Below are 14,950 nucleotides of genomic sequence, written 5' to 3'. Positions count from 1 at the left end.
GTCAGGGGGTGCGGGGATGTTCTAGTCGCGTTTGCAGATGCGGTCCAGCAGGTTCGCCGTGGCGCGCTGGATCCTCGTGTCGACGTGACCCGGCCGGTCCAGGGCCGGGGACCAGCCGAACGTGCCGGACGCGAAGACCAGCGCCCCGGACGGGGCCCGGTACAGGGACGTCTCCTGGTGGCGCACGGCCCCGCCCGCGTCCCGGTAGGGGGAGTGCGCGAGGAGGATGCGGCGCCGGTGCGCGGGCAGTGCCGTGCGCGGGAAGTACCGGTCGGCCTCGCCCGCGACGAGCCCCGGCAGCCCGTCGCCCTCGTCGGCGCCGGTCGCCTCCCACAGCCAGTGCCCGGCGTTGCGCACGACGAGGGGGCGCGGCTCCGGGACGCGGCCCGCGTACTGGATGCCGAGCAGCTGCTGCTCGGGCCGGTCCGCCTCCCGCCACAGCGCCGGCCGGCCGGGGCCCCGGCGCTTGCGGCACGTCAGGAGGCGGTCGGGGGCACCGGACGGGGACGGGGTCAGTTCGACCCGCCAGTACAGGGTGTTGGCGGAGAGGAAGACCAGGGAGGTGCCGCCGTCGCGGGCCTCCTCCACGGCTCGGCGCAACGGCGCCGACCAGTACTCGTCGTGGCCGGGGAAGACCAGGCCCCGGTAGCGGGCGGGGTCGACGCGGCCGGAGTGGACGTCGCTGGCGTTGGCGTAGGCGAGGTCGTAGCCGTAGCGCTCCGCCCAGCGGATGACGTCGTACGCGTGGCCGATGTGCAGGGGCAGGCCCTGGCCGGCGTACGGGCGGTCGAAGGAGATCGTGACCGCGGCGTGCGGTTCGCCCAGGAGACGGCCCCCGTCGTCCCACGCGTGGTAGAGGCTGGCGCCCGTGCGGCCGTCCTCCGGGTACAGGTTGTACGCCTGCCAGGTCAGGTCGGGCAGGACGAGCAGCAGGTCGGCCGGGTGGTCGTCGCGGACGGTGAAGGGGATGTGGGAGCGGTACCCGTCGGCCGTGGTGAGGACGGCGACGTACGCCCCGGTCGACCAGTACGACGGGACCTGCAGCCGCCACGAGAGCCACCAGTGGTGGCAGGAGACCGTGCGGTCGGCGGTGAGCGGTGCCGGCTGGACGATGCCGGAGAGGCGGGGACTGGTGGTGATCTTGGCGGCGCCGTCCCCGCCGTAGTGGCCGACCCGGTAGACGTCGGCCGAGAACTGCTGCGGCGGGTTGACGGTGACGTGGAAGTCGATCGCCTCACCGGGGGAGACGGCGCCGGCCGAGGCGAAGCCCTTGATCTGGAGGTGGACGTCGTCGGCCGCGCGGGGGCCGCCGCCCGGCGCGGCGCGGGGCGGGGCGGGCTGCGCGTACCAGGGGGTGATCCGGCCGTCCTCGCCCACGTACTGCTCGGTGCCGCGCAGCCAGGGCAGCGGCCCCTGACCGAACGGGTCGTCCGCGGCGTGGGCCAGGGCCCCCGACTCCCACCGCCGAACCTGCTCCGCCCCCATGCTGCGCCCCTCCTTCGGCTCCCCCGGTGCCCGGCCGTTCCGACGCGTTCAACGCCGGTCCACAGCACATCACATTACGCATGCACTCCGTCACCCGTCGTCGCGAATTGGCGTGAACGGAAGGGGATGTCCCGAAACGCGATACGTGTACACGCGTGATCGCGTGATCGCGTATACGTGTGCTCGCTTCGGCCTACGGTCGCGGTGTCGCATAGACGCGGCCCCGCATGGCCGCGGCTTCGCACCGCCGCGGCCCCGCATGGTCGCGTTGTCGCATGACCGCGGTGTTGCAGCGTCGCGTGGCCGTGTATCCGCGTGGTCGTGTATTCGGGTGGCCGCGGGCGCGCGCGGGCGTGCGCGGGCGGGTCGTCGGGGACGGGTCGCGGGTGCGGAACGTGGGCGTTCGGGGACCGGGGCGCGGATGCGAGGGGCGGGCCTTCGGGGAGGGGCCGCGGGCACGGAGCCGGCGTACGGGACGAGGCCGAACGGGAAGCACCACACGGCGTACGGGACGAGGCCGAGCGAGGAGTACCGCCCGAAGTGCGGGGCGGGCCCGGACGAGGAGTACCGCCCGAAGTGCGGGGCGGGCCGGACGAGGAGTACCGCCCGAAGTGCGGGGCGGGCCGGACGAGGAGTGCCGCACGTCCTGCGGGGCGGGCCCGGACGGGGAGCACGCACACGGGGGTCAGACGAGGCGCACGGGCTTCTCGGGGCGCGCCCCGACGGAGGCGAGCCAGTCGCGCAGCGGCGCGGGGTCGGCGTCCTCGACCAGCGCGTGGACCCCCGGGGTCACGTCGGCCCGCCGACGCCCGCCGCCGCCGTCGCCGTCGCCGACGCCGACGCCGACGAGCAGTACGGGGCCGTCCAGCCAGTCCAGTCCGGGTGCCGCGCCGGCGGTGTCCACGGCGGCACAGCACACCATGGCCAGCACGTGGTCCGTCAGGAGTTCGCGCCCGCTGCGCGGCGGCTGGAGCGGCAGCAGGGGCAGCTCGTCGGTCGCCGGGACGGAGAGCGCGGGCCCGGCGGACGCGGCGGCGCCCGCGTCGGAACCCGGGTCCCCGCCGGGGTCCGGGCCGGCGCCGTCCCCGCTCCGGCCGGCGGCCGCCGCGCGGTCGCCCTCCGCGGCCGGGGCGGTGTCCCCGGCCGGCGCGGACGCGGCGGGCACCGCCCGCCCCGCCGTGCTCCCGCGGGGCGAGCGCTCCTCGCGGGAGAGCTCCGCGCTCAGCGCCGCCGCCAGCGCCTCCGTGCCGTCGGCCGTCGAGAAGTGGTCCATGACCCGGGTCAGCGTCGGCCCCTCCGGGGCGGTACGGGCGCCCAGGCGATCCAGGACGCGGTGGAGGCGCGCGGCCTCGGTGCGCCACTTCCGGTCGACGACCTCCTCCGGGTACCGATGCCAGTCCACCGGCGCCCAGTCGGGTCCCGGCTCGGCGGGCCCGCCGTGGAAGAGGCGGGCGGCCAGCAGAGATGCGGCCTCGTCGACGAGACCCGGCTCCTCCAGCAGGTCGCACGCGGGCCGCTCGCCGAGCCGCGACGCGAACCCCTCGGCGAGCCGGTCGCGCCGGGACAGCTCGGTGAGGGCCGAGACGACGCCCGCGTCCAGCCGGGAGGGCCACCTCCCCATGCGCCAGGCGGGCAGCGCCACCCGGGTCAGCAGCCGGTCCCACCCCGCGTACGCGAGGCCGACCTGCTCCTGGGCGACGATCCGCAGCCCGTAGTCCACCGTCTGCGCCCGCTCCGACGCGGCGGCCGCGGCGCCCCGCTCCATCTCCGCGGCGTGGTCCCGCACGGCCCTCAGGATCATCCGGGCCACCGCGCCCACGGCCCGCGCGCCCGGACGGCGCACCGCGCCGAGGCCCGGTCGGCCGGGCAGCGCCACAGCGGCGTCCAGACCCCGCACGAACCGCCGCGCGGCGGCTATGTCGGGGTCGGCGGACGGCCCCGTACCGGCCACCACCGGCGCCAGTACCGCCCGGAGCTCGCCGACCCGCATCCACCAGAGGAACGGCGAGCCTATGACCAGCACCGGAGCGGCGTCCGACGCCCCGCGCGCCTCCCCGCCGGAGGTGCGGTGGGCCCGGTGCGTACGGTCCTCCAGCCAGCTATCGCAGTCCGGGGTGAGCGCTATCGCGGACGGCGCGGGCACCGCCAGCCGCACCGCCAGGTCCCGCACCATCCGGTACAGGTCGGGCGCGGACGACTCCGCGATCTCCACCGTCGGCGTGAGCGCCGGCCGGGCCCGCGCGATCGCCGCTCCGACCCCCGCCGCGGACAGCAGCACGACCACCGCGACAGCGGACACCGCCCACCGGGCGGTGTCCCAGCCGGGGCCCTCCAGACTGCCCGTGACCCCGCCGGCCAGCAGTACGGTCGCCAGGGCCGCCGGCAGGAGCGCGACGGCCAGGGCCCTGCCGCGCACGCGCAGCACGGCCAGGGCCCGGGCGCGCGCGGCCCGCGCTCCCCGCTCCTCACCCAAGGCGTCCGCGACGCGCGTCGCGCGCCCGTCGCCGCCGTCCGATCCGGAACCGAACACGGCCGTACGTCACCCCCTCCACCCCTGCGGCGGTTTTACTCACTCCCCCACTGTGACACCCGCCACCGACACCGCAATGTCAGTGGGCCAAGTGCCGGAATGCCTGCGCGGCACCCTAGTTGGGGTGTCCGCGGGCGTCATTCGGATGAGGCAGCCGTCACTCGATGGAATGGCTTGGGCAGGGCCGGGGGTGGTTCGGGGTGCTCGGGGGTGTACGGCGGGCCCGGGGAGCACGTACCCGGGTCCGCCCCGTGCCTACCGCCGCTCCGCGGCCGCCCGCGCGATGTCCGTGCGGTGCTGGGAGCCGTCCAGCCGGATGCGTCCGACCGCCGCGTACGCCCGCTCCCGCGCCTGCGCCAGGTCCTCGCCGGTCGCGGTGACCGACAGGACCCGCCCGCCGGCGCTCACCACCGCGTCGCCGTCCCGCTTCGTGCCGGCGTGCAGGACGTACGCGTGCGGGGCGTCCAGCTCCGCGACTTCGTCCAGGCCGGTGATCGGGTCGCCGGTGCGCGGGGTGCCGGGGTAGTCGCACGCGGCGACGACCACGGTGACGGCGGCCTCGTCGCGCCAGGTGAGCGGCGCCTCGCAGTCGAGGGAGCCGGTCGCCGCGTGCAGCAGGACACCGGCGAGGGGAGTGCGCAGCCGGGCGAGGACGACCTGCGTCTCGGGGTCGCCGAAGCGGGCGTTGAACTCGATGACCCGCACACCGCGCGACGTGATCGCGAGACCCGCGTACAGCAGGCCGGAGAACGGGGTGCCGCGGCGGCGCAGCTCGTCGACGGTGGGCTGCAGGACCGTCTCCACGACCTCGTCGACCAGCTTCGGGTCGGCCCAGGGCAGCGGCGAGTAGGCGCCCATGCCGCCCGTGTTGGGACCCTCGTCGCCGTCGAGGGCGCGCTTGAAGTCCTGGGCGGGCGTGAGGGGGAGGACGGTCGTGCCGTCGGTGATCGCGAAGAGGGAGACCTCGGGCCCGTCCAGGTACTCCTCCACCACGACGCGGTCGCAGGACAGGGCGTGGGCGCGGGCCCGCTCCAGGTCCTCGGTGACCACGACGCCCTTGCCGGCGGCGAGGCCGTCGTCCTTGACGACGTACGGAGGGCCGAACGCGTCGAGCGCCTCGTCGATCTCGGCGGGGGTGGCGCACACGTAGCTGCGGGCCGTGGGTACGCCCGCGGACGCCATCACGTCCTTGGCGAACGCCTTCGAGCCCTCCAGTCGCGCGGCCTCCGCGGAGGGGCCGAAGCAGGGGATGCCCGCCGCGCGCACGGCGTCGGCGACGCCCGCCACGAGCGGCGCCTCCGGGCCGATGACGACCAGGTCGGCCCCCAGGTCACCGGCGAGGCGGGCCACGGCCGCGCCGTCGAGGGCGTCGACCTGGTGGAGCTCGGCGACCTCCGCGATTCCGGCGTTGCCGGGCGCGCAGTGCAGGGCTGTGACGTCGGGATCGAGGGAGAGGGAGCGGCACAGGGCGTGTTCGCGGGCGCCGCCGCCGATGACGAGGACCTTCACGCCAGTCAGGGTAGCCCGGAGGGCGGCCCGCTCCTCGTGCGGGCCGCCGGGCGGGCCGCCCCTACTCGTTCGTGTACTCCTCCACCACGGTCGCACCGAGCTCGCGGACGATCAGTTCGTGGCCGGAGAGCGCGGAGTCGACGAGGTCCGGGTCGTCCTCCTCCGGTACGTCGTCCTCGGGGGCGACCGGCTGGGGCGGGGCCGGGGGCGGGGCCGCGTGGCCGGCGGGGCCGGACCCGGGACCGGCGGGGCCGGGGCCGGTCCGCGGCGGCCGGTGCGGGGCGGGGCCGGCGGGGGCGGGCTGCGCGGGACGGGGCGCGGCCTGCGGGGGCGGAGGGGCCTGCGGTGCGGGCGGGGCCGCGGGGCGGAGGGGGCCGCCGTGGCCGCCCTGGGGAGAGGGGACCGGCCCGGCGCCGCCGGACGGGTCGACGATCGCCTCGATCTTCCAGTCGACGTGGAACTGCTCGGCGAGGGCCTGCCTCAGGACCTCCTCGCTGCCGCTGCCCGCGAAGTTGTCACGGGCGCCGGCGTTGAGGAAGCCGAGCTGGAGGGTGGTGCCGTCGAACCCGGCGACCTGGGCGTTCTGGCTGAGGAGGATCCAGGTGAAGCGGCGCCTGTTCTTGACGGCGTCGAGGATCCCGGGCCACATGGCACGGACCTGGGCGGCGCCCTGCGCCATGTCGGCGGAGGCGCCGGGGGCGGCGGGAACGGCCGGGGCGGCCGGGGCGGGTGCCTGGGGCCGCTGCGGCCGGGCGGGCGCGGCGGGGCGGCCCTGGCCGGGTGCGGCGGCGGAGGGCCAGGCACCGGGCTGCCGTACGTCCGCACCACCGGCGGCACCACCGGCACCGGACGCGGCGGGGGGCCAGGCGCCCGGGGCGCGGGCGGCGGACGGACCGACGGCGGACGGCCCGACGGCGGACGGCCCGGCGGGGGACGGCCCGACGGCGGACGGCCCGGCGGGGGCCGTCGGGGGGGCGGGTTCCACGAGGTCCGCGTACCGCGCCGGGGCGGGGGCGGCCGGGGCGCCGGTCCCGTCCCCCGCCGCCGGGCCGCCGGGCACCGCACCCGCGTACGCGGCACCCGGCACCGTGACGGCGCCGGGCACGGGGGCGCCGGGCACCGGCACGTGGCCTGCGGCGGGCCCGGGCTGCACCCGTACCCCGCGCTCCAGCCGCTCCAGGCGGGCCTGCACCGACCGCACGTCGCCGAAAGCGGCGGGCAGCAGCACGCGCGCGCAGATCAGCTCCAGCTGGAGGCGTGGCGAGGTGGCGCCGCGCATCTCGGTGAGCCCGCCGTTGACGATGTCGGCGGCCCGGCTGAGCTCGGCCGCGCCGAACGTGGACGCCTGCGCCTGCATGCGCTCGACGACGTCGGCGGGCCCGTCGATGAGCCCCTTGTCGGCGGCGTCGGGCACGGCGGCGAGGATCACCAGGTCGCGCAGCCGCTCCAGCAGGTCGGCGACGAACCGGCGGGGGTCGTTGCCCCCCTCGACGACCCGGTCGACCACCTCGAACGCGGCCGCGCCGTCCCCGGTCGCGAACGCCTCGACGACCGCGTCGAGCAGCGACCCGTCGGTGTACCCGAGCAGGGACGTGGCCATGGCGTACGTCACGCCCTCCTCGCCGGCGCCGGCGAGGAGCTGGTCCATGACGGACATCGAGTCGCGCACCGATCCGGCGCCGGCCCGCACGACGAGCGGCAGCACACCGTCCTCGACGGGGATCTGCTCGCGCCCGCAGACCTCGGCGAGGTACTCCCGCAGCGTGCCGGGCGGCACGAGCCGGAAGGGGTAGTGGTGGGTCCGCGACCGGATGGTCCCGATGACCTTCTCGGGCTCGGTCGTGGCGAAGATGAACTTGAGGTGCTCCGGCGGCTCCTCGACCACCTTCAGCAGGGCGTTGAACCCCGCCGAGGTGACCATGTGCGCCTCGTCGATGATGTAGATCTTGTACCGGCTGGAGGCCGGTCCGAAGAACGCCTTCTCGCGCAGGTCGCGGGCGTCGTCCACACCGCCGTGCGACGCGGCGTCGATCTCGATCACGTCGATGGAACCCGGCCCGTTGCGCGCGAGGTCCCGGCAGGACCGGCACTCGCCGCACGGCGTCGGCGTGGGCCCCTGCTCGCAGTTCAGGCACCGCGCGAGGATGCGGGCGCTGGTCGTCTTGCCACAGCCGCGCGGACCGCTGAACAGGTACGCGTGGTTGACCCGGTTGTTCCGCAGCGCCTGCTGCAGCGGGTCGGTGACATGCTCCTGCCCGATGACCTCTGCGAAGGACTCGGGTCGATAGCGGCGGTACAGCGCGAGGGACGACACGCTTACGACGATATCGGGCCGCACCGACAACCGGACCGCACCGGGATCCCCGCCGGCGACTCCTCCCGCCCCCACGCAAGCGCCCCCCACGCACCCGCCAGAGCCGACCTACCCTTGCTGCCTTCCGGCCCTGGGGGAGTTCAGTCAGATAGCGCCACGTGAGGGGCTGCGCCCAGGGTACCCGATCCGTCGGCCGGGGAACGAGTTCGCGACCACCCCTGGGAGTCATGTAATGTTCCCGGCGGAGGATTCGCCTAGAGGCCTAGGGCGCACGCTTGGAAAGCGTGTTGGGGGCAACCCCTCACGAGTTCGAATCTCGTATCCTCCGCCAGCTCAGAGGGCCGGACCGCGAAAGCGATCCGGCCCTCTGGCGTTTCTCCGTCTCGGTTTCCGTCTCAGTCGGTTTTCCCACCGGTGGCGGGCGGCTCCCACAGCGCGTCCCCGACCTGCTGGGCGACCTTGCGCAGCATGACCCCCGTCACGTGCATGTACCGGGCGCGCATCCGTGCCGCTCCCCCGGGCTCCCACCCCATGATCGAGTCGATCACGACGTCCGGGACGCCGAGGATCAACAACACGGTCGCGGCGGTGTGGCGGGCGTCGTGGAGACGACCGTCTCGCACACCGGCGTCCCGAAGCAGCCGCTTCCAGACGTGGTAGTCGGTGTTCGGGCTCAGCGGCCCGCCGGTGGGTGAGGCGAAGACGTATCCCTTGCCCTCCCAGTCGGCGCCGGCAGCGATCCGCTCGCGTTCCTGCTCCTCCCGGTGCTGGCAAAGGAGCTTGATCAGCGGGTCGGGCAGTCCGATCATTCGGCGCCCGGCACGCGACTTGGTGGACTTGTGCTCACGCCGGATCTGCTCGCGTTGGGGGCAGTAGCCGGCCGCGGCCCTGCCGCACGGGGTCCCGCCGCAGCCGTGGCGGTACTTCGGCCGCAACCGGTTCTTGCGGATGCGGACGTACCCCGCGTCGAGGTCGACATCCTCCCAGTGGAGCCCGAGCGCTTCCCCCTGCCGCAACCCGAGGGCGAGGGCGACGACCCACCGCGCGCTGTTCCGCAGCTTCGACGCCTCGACGAGCAGGCTCTGAACCTCCTCGATCGTGTACGGCTCGATGTCCTCCTCTTCGAGCCGTGGAGCCTTTGCGATCTCGGCCGCGTTGGTCGGGACGTGTCCGCGCCGGACCGCCTCACCGAGGGCGACCCGGATCGTCCGGTGGACGTGGTGGGCGGTGCCGGCAGAGCTCCCGGAATCCTGCATCTTCCGGTAGAAGCGTTCCAGGTGTTCGGGCTCCAGGCGGTCGAGCTTGTGGGCACCCAGGCCGGGCACCAGGTGCACGCGTACATCGACTTCGTACCCGTCGTACGTGTTCTCGGAGACGTACGGCTTGGCGATGTTCTCGACCCAGTGCTCCAGCCAGGCCTGGAGGGTCCAGCTCTGCCCCGGCTTCCTGAGTTTCCTCTCGTCGCGCGCCCGCTCCATTTCGCGGACGGCTTTGGTCACTTCCGCTTTGGTCTTCCGCTCGATGTGGCGGCGGTCGGGCCTGCCGTCGTCGCGAACGCCGACCGTCACCCGGCCGTGCCATTTGCCGTCCTTGCCGAAGTAGATCGACGAGGCCCCGTTGGGCTGACGGGTGCGCTTCTTCTCTGCCATCTCCCCCACCCCTTATGCGGCGACGGCCGGACGACGCAGCTTCGCCACGTACGCCGGGAGAGCGTCGACCGGAATGCGCCGCAGCCGCCCCACGGTCACGGACTCGATCTCTCCGGACATGACGAGCCGGAAGCACGTCGTACGGCCGATCCGGAGCCGTCGCGCGGCCTCTTCGACGGTCAGCAGCACCGGGCCGGAACCGTCGGTGCTCATGGTGTCGGCCGACGGTTCAGCGGTCGTCAATACGGTCATCAGGCATCTCCCATCTGGTCGAGGAGGGGAACGTCAGAGGTCACGGTCGGTCGTGCGGCATCAGGTGGCGGAGCGCCATGGGCGAGCAGGTGCTCTGCGTCGGTCAGGCCGGTGCCGGCGAAGCGCCAGTGGGAGAGGACGAGGACGGTGTCCGGGTCGGGCAGCGGGTGGCCGGCGTCGGCCGCGCGTTCACGGGCCGCGGCTTCGTTGTGGTCGGCGCGTTCCTGGCGGAGGGTGCCGAGGGTGGTGGAGTAGGCGCGGGACTTGGTGGAGAAGTGGCCGCGGAAGCCGAGCATGTGGGCCCACTTGCGCAGGCGCAGGTCTTCGAGTTCGGGCCGGGTGCCGAGATGCCAGCAGGTGAGGATCATCTGCCGGGCGTGGTCGGTGACGCCGGAGCCGATCAGGTCGGTGATCGGATTGCGGATGGGGCGGTCGAGGGTGCCCGCGGTTTCGGCGCCCTTGGTGGCGTACTTGGCGATGTAGGCGGCCACGGCGCGGCTGGACAGTTCCGAGGTGCCCGTGAAGTCGGCGGAGCGGATGGGGCGGATGTCGAGTTGGTCGCCGAAGCGGAAGGCGTACGCGCGGCCGTCGAGGACCGGGCCGGGTGCCTCGGCGAGCTGAGCCGCGGAGCGGATGGCATCGGTGAGGAGTTCGGTCGTGGCCCAGGCTGGCGGGTCGTCCTCGGCGCCGTCGGGGCCGTCGAGGCGGATGACGGCATGGAAGTGGACGGCGCCGCGCCGCTGGTACTCGGCGACCTTGGCATACGACACCTTGAGGTGATGGCGCAGCGCCGAGCGGCTGAGGCCCGCGCGGGAGGCGAGCTGCTGGCGCAGGTAGGTGGCGAAGCGGCCCCACAGCGCCCCGGCGTGCGCGTTCCACAGGACGGCCGCGCGGTAGTCGTACCGGTCCGGGTCCAGGGGCGTGCCGAGGGCGGGATCGTCCTCGGCGTGGAGGCGACCGCAGCGGCACCGGCCGCCGCCGGGGCGGTTGTGGACGGGACCGAAGGACGGGGCGGTGAAGGTGACGAAGACCCGCGGATGCCGGGCGACGGACGGGCCGATGCCCTTGCCGCCGCTCAGTCCGGCCGTGACCAGGTGGAAGGTGTCCCTGCGGTACACCTCGGCGCAGGAGGCGCACCGGGTGGCGCGGCGGTTGTTGCAGCGGATGAGGAGCTGTCCGGCCGGAAGGTCGCGGTCGGCGATCTCCCGGACGATCTCACCCGTACCGGAGTGGACGTCGAGCCGGTAGCCCTCCATCCGGACGGGCCGCTCGCAGCCGCCGAGGCGCTGGATCTGGCGCGCGTAAGCGCTGAGGTCGCCGTGTCGGGCGAGGGCCGCAAGCCGGCGGATGGCTCCGGCCGGAGCCGCGGGGTGCATGTGCGGGTTCCTCCTTGGGAGAGCGGGAGCGGGACGGGCTCCCACCCTGTCGAGGGGACTAGACAGGGTGGGCAACCGAGCGAGCGGAACGAAGAAGGTCAGCGGTCCTTGAGGACGGAGCGGACGACGACAGCGCACACGGCCACGGACGCAGCCGTGACGGCCACGGCGAGGAGCATGGAGACCAGGACCGCGCCGACGACCAGGGCCACGGCGGTACCGGCGCCGACGAGGGCGAGCACGTTCCCGGGGGTGAGCTGGGCGGTCGTGCGGGACGGTGCCGACGTCGCGGGGACGGGCGGAGGAACCGAGGTGACCGGGGCGACCGGGACGACCGGGGCGGCCGGCGCGACGGAGTGCGGCTCGACGGCGGCGGACGGGAGGACCGGGCCGGTCGGCTGCGGCATGGTGGGGAGCTTCGGTCGGAACATGAGCGCGGTCCTTCCGGGGGTTACTTGACGGCGGAGTCGATGACGGGGGCAAGCAGGCTGTCGGCGAGGAGGTAGCCGCCGAGGAGCAGCACGGCGACGAGCCACCAGGGCGGACGGACGAGCTTGACGCCCAAGGCGCCGACGACGAGCAGGGCGAACCAGAGGGGAACGTCCACGACGGCGCTCCTGTCAGGCCGGGCAGCGGTGGGTACGGGCAGCGAGTTCGGCGGCGGCGCGGCTGTCGTACTCGGCCGAGAAGTCACAGCGCGGCGCGGTACAGGCGGCCACGTGGCGGTTGCGACCGCGGACGAGATACGAGGCGACGTTGACGGGGCCGATGCGGCGGACGTTGCGGAAGCGCGGGTTCATGGTTGGTGCTCCTCTCAGAGGTAGGTGGCGACGGATGCGGTCATGGATGGGGGCAGGCCGAGCCGGGCGCGTACGGCGTCGGGGTCGGCGGGGCGCCCGGTGGTGGAGCGGTGCTCCTCGGCGAGGGTCCGGACGCGGTCGACGAGGGCGGGCGGCAGGGCGGCGGAGGTTGGGGGCGTAGGCGTGGGCGGGGTCGATGCCGGGGCCGGACTGGCGACCGGTTCGGCAACGGCGGGCTTGGGAGCGGGTTCGGGCGGAGGCTCCGAGGTGGTGGACGGCACCGGCAGCGCTTCACGGCCGGGCGCGTCGACGGCGTCCAGGACGGACTGCGGTTCCGTGTCCGTGCCCGTCGTCGACGGAGCCGGAGTCGAGGCCGGAACCCGGTCAGGAGTCGGGACCGGCGCCGACGAAGCTTCCGGTCCGTGAGGCGTATGGGCCAGCAGCGTCCCGCCGAAGAAAGCGACGGCAGGCCAGCCCGCCACGACGACGCGGAGCCATGCGGGGACGTGGTCGAGGTCGAGGAGTCCGGCGGTGGCGACGTTGGCGCCGAGGGACGCGGCCAGTGCCACGAGGAACCACAGCCGCGGCCCCTGGGCCGTCCGTCCTGCTTGCTGCGCTTGACGCATCCGGCGCCAGGCGGCGACCAGCAGCAGGTCGACGCTCACGGGGTAGGCCCACGCCTTCCAGCCGCTCTGTCCGGCCGCCGCCGCGAGGTCGTGCAGGTGCGAGAAGGACAGGGCACCCGCGATGGCGGCTTGGACGAGCACGGCGTCCACACGGGCCAGATGGGCACGCATCGGCTGGGGTTCCCTTCTGTGCGATCAGTCGGCGGACTTGAACGCATCGGCGCGCTCACGGGCGAGGCGGGCCACCTCGGCGGCTTCGTCGTCGCCGGGCGTGTGGGCGGCGATGCGCTCCAGCAGCTCCGCCTTCCGGTCCATGAGTTCGGCGTACTCGGCGGAGGTGCCGCCCCGGCGGAGCGCGGCCAGGTCGGCGACGAGCGCGCTGACCTCGGCGATGGAGGGACGTGACATGGGGTTCCTTCCGGTTTCCGGCATGGGAGGGGTAGGGACGTGGCGCGAGGCGGTCGCGCCGGCCGTGAGGGGAGGAGGGGCGCGGCTACTCGGTCACCGGGTGGGTGAGAGGCACGGCCGGTGCGGAGAACGACCCGGCCGGTTCGATGGCGACGACGGGCCGGAAGGGATCGAGCCGAGGCAGTTCCGGCACCAGGGCGGAGGTGTCGCGGCAGACGGCCGCCGCGTCGTCGAGGGAGAGATGAGGCGAGCGGACGCGGGACCAGCCGCCGGAGGAGTCGCCGACGACGGCGACGCCGGGCCGTTCGGCCGGGATGGCGGTGGCGGCCAACACCGCTTCCGGCGCGATGTCGCCGAGCGCCATGGTGGCGGAGGTCTCGTCGTTGACGCGGTGGCAGACCCGGCCGGTGAGCTGGGCGCGCAGCATGGTGGCGCCCTTGCCGAGTTCGGAGCCGAACCGCTGCCCGCACACCTCCAGGTAGATGCCGGCCGCGCGGCCGAGCTGGGCGAGGCGGATGAGCTTGGTGACCATGGCGTCCCGCCGCTTCTCGTCGTCCTTGTTCGCGGCGAGGAAGAGTTCCGCGACCTCGTCGACGACGAGCACGACCGGCACCGGCCGTACCGCTTCCGGCAGTCCCCACACGTCCGAGGTGAGTACGGCGTCCGGGCCGGCCCCGCTCGAAAGGCCGATCAGCCGGAACCGCGCCTCCATCTCCTCCAGCAGGGCGTCGAGCAGTTCGCCCGCCCGGTCCGGGGTGTCGGCGAGCGCCGACAGCCGAGGTGCGAACGGCGCCAGTTCGACACCCCACTTGCAGTCGATGCCGACGAGGACGACCGGTTGCCGGGCCAGCCCGCACAGCAGGTTGCGCAGGTAGACGGACTTGCCCGACTGCGTGGCGCCGAGGATCAGTTCGTGCGGCACGGTGCGGAAGTCCCGTACGTGCCACTCGCCGTCCTCCCGCAGCGCCAGCGGCAGGCGGAGCGGACCGGCCGCCAGCCGACGCCGAGGAGGCCGTACCTCGGCGAGCACGTCCCAGCCGACGAGCCGCAGTTCGAGCCAGCCCGGTTTGGTGGGGCGGACGTGCACGGCGTGGGCGCCCCAGGCGTGCCGCAGCCGGTCGGCCGAGGCGGTGAAGTCCTCGGGCGCCTGCCCGGCCGCCATGCGCAGCCGCATCACGAGGCCGGACCCGGTCGGCCGCGGCAGCGACCGGCGGGGCGGTACGGGAGCCGCCTGCCGCCCCACCATCCGGGCCGTGGCCCGGCGGACGGGCGAGGCCGGGACCGTCAGGCCGCAGGCGTCCATCGTCGCCCGGTACGAGGCGAGCACCCGCAGCGCGACGAGCGGATACCCGACCAGCCACCAGAACAGGACCGGCGATCGGCGGCGCACCGCCAGCAGCACGACCAGGACCAGGACAACCGGCAGCAGCACCCGGACGACGTCGGCCATGGTCATCAGCCCTGCACCGAGGCCGGGGCGTTGACCATGACCGCGTCGGCCCGGAAGGCGATGCCGTGCCGGCTGCGCCCGCCGAACTCGCTTTCCCAGGGCCGGGCCACCAGGCCGGACAGGATGACCGGCGTGCCCATGACCAGGCCCTCGCCGATGCCCTGTTCGGGAACGGTGACCTTGATCATGTCCGAGCCGCCGGACGCGATGAACACCAGCTCCAGCACCATCAGCCGCTGCCCGTTCACCGGGTCCACGGCGACCTCACCGGTCTGCCGGTCCTTCACCTTCACCTCGGGCAGCTTGGTGACGAGGAGCGTCGCGGCCGAGGTGTCCACGGGGATGACACGCATTCTTTGAACCTCACAGGGTCGGCGGTATCCGTCGTGCGGCACCGCACCGAACTGAATACCCCCCTAGACAGCAGAAGGGCGACCCGTCCTATCTGTCTAGGGGGGTTGACGACTACCGTAACGCGACACCCCGTCAACTGTCTAGGGGGGTATACGAACGGGCTTCAGTGGACGCACAGATGCGCTACAAGAGCACCG

14 protein-coding genes, 1 tRNA gene and 1 other RNA gene are annotated in these 14,950 nt (G+C 74.3%); 1 reads left to right on the top strand and 15 read right to left on the bottom strand.

Features of this window, described 5'->3' with window-relative positions; all coding sequences use genetic code 11:
- Nucleotides 1–21 precede the first annotated feature (21 nt).
- The 5 genes from LUW75_RS13055 to ffs all read right to left on the bottom strand — a co-directional run bounded on the left by LUW75_RS13055 (nt 22) and on the right by ffs (nt 8,009).
- Nucleotides 22–1,485 carry a N,N-dimethylformamidase beta subunit family domain-containing protein gene (locus LUW75_RS13055; RefSeq protein WP_250335761.1) on the bottom strand — a complete coding sequence of 488 codons (1,464 nt, stop codon included), beginning with the start codon at nt 1,483–1,485 and terminating at the stop codon, nt 22–24.
- Nucleotides 1,486–2,170: 685 nt separating this feature from the next.
- Nucleotides 2,171–4,015, bottom strand: a complete 1,845-nt coding sequence (locus LUW75_RS13050; protein WP_250335760.1) for a M48 family metalloprotease — start codon at nt 4,013–4,015, stop codon at nt 2,171–2,173.
- A gap of 255 nt (nt 4,016–4,270) precedes the next feature.
- Nucleotides 4,271–5,524 carry a phosphoribosylamine--glycine ligase gene (gene purD, locus LUW75_RS13045; protein ID WP_250335759.1) on the bottom strand — a complete coding sequence of 418 codons (1,254 nt, stop codon included), beginning with the start codon at nt 5,522–5,524 and terminating at the stop codon, nt 4,271–4,273.
- A 61-nt stretch (nt 5,525–5,585) separates the two neighbouring features.
- On the bottom strand, nt 5,586–7,838 hold the full coding sequence (locus tag LUW75_RS13040) for a DNA polymerase III subunit gamma and tau (protein WP_250335758.1): 2,253 nt from the start codon (nt 7,836–7,838) through the stop codon (nt 5,586–5,588).
- A 72-nt stretch (nt 7,839–7,910) separates the two neighbouring features.
- Nucleotides 7,911–8,009, bottom strand: an RNA gene (gene ffs, locus LUW75_RS13035) — signal recognition particle sRNA small type.
- 72 nt (nt 8,010–8,081) lie between these two features.
- Between ffs and LUW75_RS13030 the strand changes: the two genes are divergently transcribed.
- Nucleotides 8,082–8,169: transfer RNA gene (locus LUW75_RS13030), tRNA-Ser, on the top strand.
- Nucleotides 8,170–8,233: 64 nt separating this feature from the next.
- Here the strand turns inward: LUW75_RS13030 and LUW75_RS13025 are convergent.
- The 10 genes from LUW75_RS13025 to LUW75_RS12980 all read right to left on the bottom strand — a co-directional run bounded on the left by LUW75_RS13025 (nt 8,234) and on the right by LUW75_RS12980 (nt 14,752).
- On the bottom strand, nt 8,234–9,487 hold the full coding sequence (locus LUW75_RS13025; protein ID WP_250335757.1) for a tyrosine-type recombinase/integrase: 1,254 nt from the start codon (nt 9,485–9,487) through the stop codon (nt 8,234–8,236).
- A 12-nt stretch (nt 9,488–9,499) separates the two neighbouring features.
- On the bottom strand, nt 9,500–9,739 hold the full coding sequence (locus tag LUW75_RS13020; protein WP_462933729.1) for an excisionase family DNA-binding protein: 240 nt from the start codon (nt 9,737–9,739) through the stop codon (nt 9,500–9,502).
- Nucleotides 9,739–11,115 (bottom strand): replication initiator, encoded by a 1,377-nt coding sequence (locus LUW75_RS13015; RefSeq protein WP_250335756.1) that lies wholly within the window; start codon nt 11,113–11,115, stop codon nt 9,739–9,741. The genes LUW75_RS13020 and LUW75_RS13015 overlap by 1 nt, the downstream gene beginning before the upstream one ends.
- 98 nt (nt 11,116–11,213) lie before the next feature.
- Complete coding sequence (locus LUW75_RS13010) at nt 11,214–11,546, bottom strand: SpdD-like protein (RefSeq protein ID WP_250335755.1); 333 nt, start codon at nt 11,544–11,546, stop codon at nt 11,214–11,216.
- Between the two features lie 20 nt (nt 11,547–11,566).
- Nucleotides 11,567–11,722: a hypothetical protein gene (locus LUW75_RS13005; RefSeq protein WP_168437522.1), complete on the bottom strand. Its 156-nt coding sequence runs from the start codon at nt 11,720–11,722 to the stop codon at nt 11,567–11,569.
- A gap of 13 nt (nt 11,723–11,735) precedes the next feature.
- On the bottom strand, nt 11,736–11,915 hold the full coding sequence (locus tag LUW75_RS13000; protein WP_250335754.1) for a mobile element transfer protein: 180 nt from the start codon (nt 11,913–11,915) through the stop codon (nt 11,736–11,738).
- Between the two features lie 14 nt (nt 11,916–11,929).
- A complete protein-coding gene (locus tag LUW75_RS12995; protein ID WP_250335753.1) occupies nt 11,930–12,712 on the bottom strand; it encodes a DUF2637 domain-containing protein in 783 nt (260 codons plus the stop codon).
- Between the two features lie 24 nt (nt 12,713–12,736).
- Nucleotides 12,737–12,949 carry a hypothetical protein gene (locus LUW75_RS12990; protein WP_250335752.1) on the bottom strand — a complete coding sequence of 71 codons (213 nt, stop codon included), beginning with the start codon at nt 12,947–12,949 and terminating at the stop codon, nt 12,737–12,739.
- 85 nt (nt 12,950–13,034) lie between these two features.
- A complete protein-coding gene (locus LUW75_RS12985; RefSeq protein WP_250337650.1) occupies nt 13,035–14,399 on the bottom strand; it encodes an FtsK/SpoIIIE domain-containing protein in 1,365 nt (454 codons plus the stop codon).
- Between the two features lie 5 nt (nt 14,400–14,404).
- Nucleotides 14,405–14,752: an SCO3933 family regulatory protein gene (locus LUW75_RS12980; protein ID WP_250335751.1), complete on the bottom strand. Its 348-nt coding sequence runs from the start codon at nt 14,750–14,752 to the stop codon at nt 14,405–14,407.
- Between the last annotated feature and the right edge of the window lie 198 nt (nt 14,753–14,950).

The organism is Streptomyces sp. MRC013, from assembly GCF_023614235.1.
Classification (GTDB): domain Bacteria; phylum Actinomycetota; class Actinomycetes; order Streptomycetales; family Streptomycetaceae; genus Streptomyces.
The sequence above is the reverse complement of the archived record's forward strand: the minus strand, read 5'-3'. Positions and strand labels throughout refer to the sequence as shown.

Coding starts and splice junctions, on each gene's coding strand:
- LUW75_RS13055 (WP_250335761.1), bottom strand. CDS start 1,485: ATGGGGGCGGAGCAGGTTCGGCGGTGGGAGTCGGGGGCCCTGGCCCAC.
- LUW75_RS13025 (WP_250335757.1), bottom strand. CDS start 9,487: ATGGCAGAGAAGAAGCGCACCCGTCAGCCCAACGGGGCCTCGTCGATC.
- LUW75_RS13020 (WP_462933729.1), bottom strand. CDS start 9,739: ATGACCGTATTGACGACCGCTGAACCGTCGGCCGACACCATGAGCACC.
- LUW75_RS13015 (WP_250335756.1), bottom strand. CDS start 11,115: ATGCACCCCGCGGCTCCGGCCGGAGCCATCCGCCGGCTTGCGGCCCTC.
- LUW75_RS13010 (WP_250335755.1), bottom strand. CDS start 11,546: ATGTTCCGACCGAAGCTCCCCACCATGCCGCAGCCGACCGGCCCGGTC.
- LUW75_RS13000 (WP_250335754.1), bottom strand. CDS start 11,915: ATGAACCCGCGCTTCCGCAACGTCCGCCGCATCGGCCCCGTCAACGTC.
- LUW75_RS12995 (WP_250335753.1), bottom strand. CDS start 12,712: ATGCGTGCCCATCTGGCCCGTGTGGACGCCGTGCTCGTCCAAGCCGCC.
- LUW75_RS12990 (WP_250335752.1), bottom strand. CDS start 12,949: ATGTCACGTCCCTCCATCGCCGAGGTCAGCGCGCTCGTCGCCGACCTG.
- LUW75_RS12985 (WP_250337650.1), bottom strand. CDS start 14,399: ATGGCCGACGTCGTCCGGGTGCTGCTGCCGGTTGTCCTGGTCCTGGTC.
- LUW75_RS12980 (WP_250335751.1), bottom strand. CDS start 14,752: ATGCGTGTCATCCCCGTGGACACCTCGGCCGCGACGCTCCTCGTCACC.